Raw genomic sequence first — 4,171 nt, 5'->3', positions numbered from 1 at the left:
AATCACCAAGGAAAGGTAAAGCGATTGGCAAAAGAAAGATCAAAAGTGCAGGTCAGGGCGCTTTACTGAGGCTTGATGCACGCTATTGCGGCTGGGAGCGGGCTGCCGCGATCGCCCCGGCGCATACACACCCCGGAACCGTGCCCCCTCAGTCCTGTTCCAGCACTGTGCACGACTCCCCGGGGACTCGGAGGAGCCCGTCGGCCCCCGGCGGCTCCGCAGGGCCCCAGGAGGCCAGGACGCGGGCCGGGCGGGGGCCCAGCGGGATGTCCGCCGGGGCGGTCGCCAGGTTGACCGCCACGCGGACGTCACCCCGGCGGAAGGCCAGCCAGCGGGCGGTCTCGTCGAAGGCGATGTGGAGGTCGGTGAGGTCGGGGTCGGTGAGGTCGGGGTGGGTGTGGCGGAGGGCGATGAGGGCGCGGTACCAGGACAGGACGCGCGCGTGGGGCTCTTTTTCGCGCTCCGGCCAGTTCAGGCAGGAGCGGTCGCGGGTGGCCGGCGACTGCGGGTCGGGGATGTCCTCCTCGGCCCAGCCGTGCGCCGCGAACTCCCGCCGCCTGCCCCGCCGGACGGCCTCCGCGAGCTCCGGGTCGGTGTGGTCGGTGAAGAACTGCCAGGGCGTCGAGGCGGCCCACTCCTCGCCCATGAACAGCATCGGCGTGAACGGCCCCGTCAGGGTCAGGGCCGCGGCGCACGCCAGCAGCCCGGGGGAGAGGGACGCGGAGAGCCGGTCGCCCTGCGCGCGGTTGCCGATCTGGTCGTGCGTCTGGCTGTAGCCGAGGAGCCGGTGAGCGGCCGTCCGGGAGCGGTCCAGGGGACGGCCGTGCCGCCGCCCCCGGAACGTCGAGTACGTCCCGTCGTGGAAGAACCCGCCCGTCAGCGTCTTGGCCAGCGCCGCGAGCGGGGCGCGCGCGAAGTCCGCGTAGTACCCCTGCGACTCCCCGGTCAGCGCACAGTGCAGCGCGTGGTGGAAGTCGTCGTTCCACTGCGCGTGCACCCCGAGGCCGTGCCGCTCGCGCGGGGCGATCACCCGGGGGTCGTTCAGATCGGACTCGGCGATCAGGAACAGCGGCCGGTCCGACTCGGCGGCGAGCACGTCCACGGCCGCCGACAGCTCCTCCAGGAACGGGTACGCGCGCGTGTCCCGCAGCGCGTGCACCGCGTCCAGCCGCAGCCCGTCCAGCCGGAAGTCCCGCAGCCACGCCAGCGCGCTGCCCAGCAGAAACGATCTGACCTCGTCCGACCCGGCCGCGTCCAGATTGACGGCGGCCCCCCACGGGGTGTGGTGCGTGTCCGTGAAGTACGGCCCGAACGCGGGCAGATGGTTCCCCGAGGGCCCCAGATGGTTGTGGACGACGTCCAGGACCACCCCGATCCCCAGCTCGTGCGCCCGGTCCACGAACCGCTTCAGCGCCTCGGGGCCGCCGTACGGCTCGTGGACGGCCCACAGGGACACGCCCTCGTAGCCCCAGCCGTGCGTCCCCGGGAACGGGCACAGGGGCATCAGCTCGACGTGTGTGACGCCCAGGGCGGCGAGATGCCCGAGGCGGTCCGCCGCGCCGTCCAGGGTGCCCTCAGGGGTGAACGTGCCGACGTGCAGCTCGTACAGCACCGCCCCCTGCAACGCGCGCCCCGGCCACGGCACACGCCACGCGTACGCGCCCTGGTCGACGACGGCGCTCAGCCCGTCGGGGCCGTCCGGCTGACGGCGCGAGCGCGGGTCGGGCAGCACGGGACCGTCGTCCACCGCGAAGCCGTACCGCGTGCCGTCGGCCGCGTCCGCCTCGCCCGTCCACCATCCCGCGCGCTGCGGATCGGGCTCCAGCGCGCGCGTGCCGCCGTCTGCGTCTGTGTCGCCGGGGCGCGTGTGGAGTGTCACGCGGCCGGCCTGCGGTGCCCACACCTCGAACTGCACGGACGGTTCCCCTTCGTCGGTGGCCCGTCCATCGTGGGCCATCGCCGCCCGGTACGCCCCGGTAACGCGTTCACCGGAACGGAAACCGTCGCCCACGCGCGCGTGAACAGCCGTTCTCCGGTTTTCTGGACACCCGGGGGCTACTGAAAGACAATCACCAGCGTGACGTCGTCCTTCGAGTTCAACACGTACCCCGCGCGGCTCTCCGACGTGGAGCGCGACAAGGCGCTGAAGGTGCTGCGGGACGGCGTCGCCATGGGCCGCCTGTCGCACGACACGTTCATCCGGCGCATGGAACTGGCGCTCTCCGCGCGCCGCTCGGACGAACTCGCCGCGCTCACCGCCGACCTGCCGCGCGAGAAGCGGCTGTCGCGGATGGTGTTCGGCAGCGTCGAGGCGGTCTCCGGCTTCACGTTCCGGCTGCGCAACGCCTGGCGGGCCGAGCGGCTCCCCAAACTCCTGCTCCCCATGCCCGGTTCGGGACACCCTCTGCGGATCGGCAGGGACCCCGCCAACGGGCTGCGCCTCACCCACGAGACGGTGTCCCGGGTGCACGCCGAACTCAGCCACCAGGGCGGCATGTGGGTGCTGCGCGACCTCGGCTCCACCAACGGCACCACCGTCAACGGGCGGCGCGTGATCGGCGCCGCGCTCGTCCGGGAGGGCGACCAGATCTCCTTCGGCCGGGTGGAGTTCCGCCTCGCGGCCGACTGACGGCGGCGCACGATCGGGTGAGTGGGGTGGGGCCGGCCCGCGCGCGTGCCGATGCCTACGGCATGACACGCTTCTTCGTCCTCGCCACGGCCCTGCTCCTCACGGCCCTCACCGCCCCCGCGAACGCCGTCCAGGGCGCCGCCCTGCCCGGCAACTGGCTCCAGATCAGCGTCACCAAGGGCGACGGCCACTCCAGCGACACGCGGGGCACCCTCCTGCTGTGCAACGACGTCCCCCAGGGGCACGCGCACGCCGCCGAAGCCTGCGCCCAACTGCGGGAGGCCCGCGGCGACATCCGGAGCATCCCGGCGCAGGACGTCATGTGCACGCTCGAATACGCCCCCGTCACAGCCTCCGCGCGCGGGCAGTGGAACGGGCGGCCCGTCCAGTACCGGGAGACGTTCGGCAACAAGTGCGAGATGGGGGCGGCCACGGGTGCCGTGTTCACCCTGGACCGGTAAGCCGTACACCCCCTAAGCCGCTCTCCCGCGCGCGTGCAGCGCCGCCGCCACCACCGTGCGGGACTGGTGCTCCACCTGGTGGGGGAGCGGTACCCAGCGGGCGTGGAACTGGTCCGCGAAGGACGCGCTCCACACCCGCACCAGCCGCTCCAGCCGGGGCGCCGCGCGGTCGTCGTGCTCGCGCAGCACCCGCAGCAGCATCGCCGCCGCCCGCAGCGGCACCCGCCGGGCGAACGCGTCGACACTGCTGACATAGGCCCGTATGGTGTCCGCCGGGGCCTCGTGGGTCCAGTCGGCGGCCAGCCCCGGCACCAGGTCCAGGCCCCACCGCGCGGCCCGCAGCAGGGGCCCCTCGGGGCCGCCGAGCCGGGGCAGCGCCTCCTGCTGGACCTCCTCGACCAGCCGCGCGTCGTCCAGCAGCCTGCGCGCCAACTGCCGCAGTGCCGTCGGCGGGTCCGGGTGGGGCGCCCGGTCGTCCACCAGGTCGCTCGCCCACATCGGCACCTCCACGACCGCCGTGAGCCCGCCGTAGCGGTGCGTGCGGTACCAGGTGCTGTTGCGCGCGTCGTCCGGCATGCTCGGGTACGCCGCGCCCGCCCCCGGGCCCGGCATCACGTGCACACCGGGCCCCGACACCGGCCAGCCCGCCGCGTCCGAGGCGCCCGTCTCCACCGGGATGCGCAGGCGTGCCGCCGACCGCGCGAACGGCGCCGCCAGCCCCGGGATGTCCCGGGTCAGCTGCACCCAGCTGCCGCCCAGATCGGTGCCGTGCAGCGACACCTGGAGGTAGGGCCGCAGTTCGTCGATGACGCCGGTCAGCGTGAGGGTCTCGGGCGGCAGCCGGTCCGGGGGGAGCGCCGCGGGCGACCACTCCGGCTGCTCGGGGCCCGCCGGCCGGAAGAAGCCCAGGTGGTACTCCAGCAGGCTGCGCGGCGCCGGTGTGCGGTGCAGGCTCGCGCCGTCCGGGTCCGCGCACACCAGGAAGTGCCACGACCTGCCGGTGCGCAGCCGCCGCTCCCGCTGCACCCGTTCCGCCAGCGCCAGCAGCGTCGGCCCGCCCGTCGGCTCGTTCGCGTGCGCC

The 4,171-nt window shown here is 74.0% G+C and carries 4 protein-coding genes; 2 read left to right on the top strand and 2 right to left on the bottom strand.

The window, feature by feature from the left end:
* Window positions 1-148: 148 nt before the first annotated feature.
* Window positions 149-1,915, bottom strand: coding sequence for a malto-oligosyltrehalose trehalohydrolase (treZ, locus tag ACVNF4_RS33240; RefSeq protein WP_461806594.1), 1,767 nt, complete (start codon window positions 1,913-1,915; stop codon window positions 149-151).
* Window positions 1,916-2,077: 162 nt separating this feature from the next.
* Between treZ and ACVNF4_RS33235 the strand changes: the two genes are divergently transcribed.
* A complete protein-coding gene (locus ACVNF4_RS33235) occupies window positions 2,078-2,629 on the top strand; it encodes an FHA domain-containing protein (RefSeq protein WP_461806593.1) in 552 nt (183 codons plus the stop codon).
* 62 nt (window positions 2,630-2,691) lie between these two features.
* Window positions 2,692-3,090: an SSI family serine proteinase inhibitor gene (locus tag ACVNF4_RS33230; RefSeq protein WP_461806592.1), complete on the top strand. Its 399-nt coding sequence runs from the start codon at window positions 2,692-2,694 to the stop codon at window positions 3,088-3,090.
* A 12-nt stretch (window positions 3,091-3,102) separates the two neighbouring features.
* On the opposite strand, the gene ACVNF4_RS33225 is transcribed toward ACVNF4_RS33230, so the two are convergent.
* Window positions 3,103-4,171, bottom strand: a 1,069-nt coding sequence (locus tag ACVNF4_RS33225) for a M14 family zinc carboxypeptidase (RefSeq protein ID WP_461806591.1), incomplete at its 5' end; no start/stop codon positions are given.

It is taken from the genome of Streptomyces sp. S6, from assembly GCF_054880855.1.
The sequence above is the reverse complement of the archived record's forward strand: the minus strand, read 5'-3'. Positions and strand labels throughout refer to the sequence as shown.

Excerpts from the sequence above, each read along its gene's own strand:
- ACVNF4_RS33230 (WP_461806592.1), top strand. The coding sequence starts at position 2,692 with ATGACACGCTTCTTCGTCCTCGCCACGGCCCTGCTCCTCACGGCCCTC.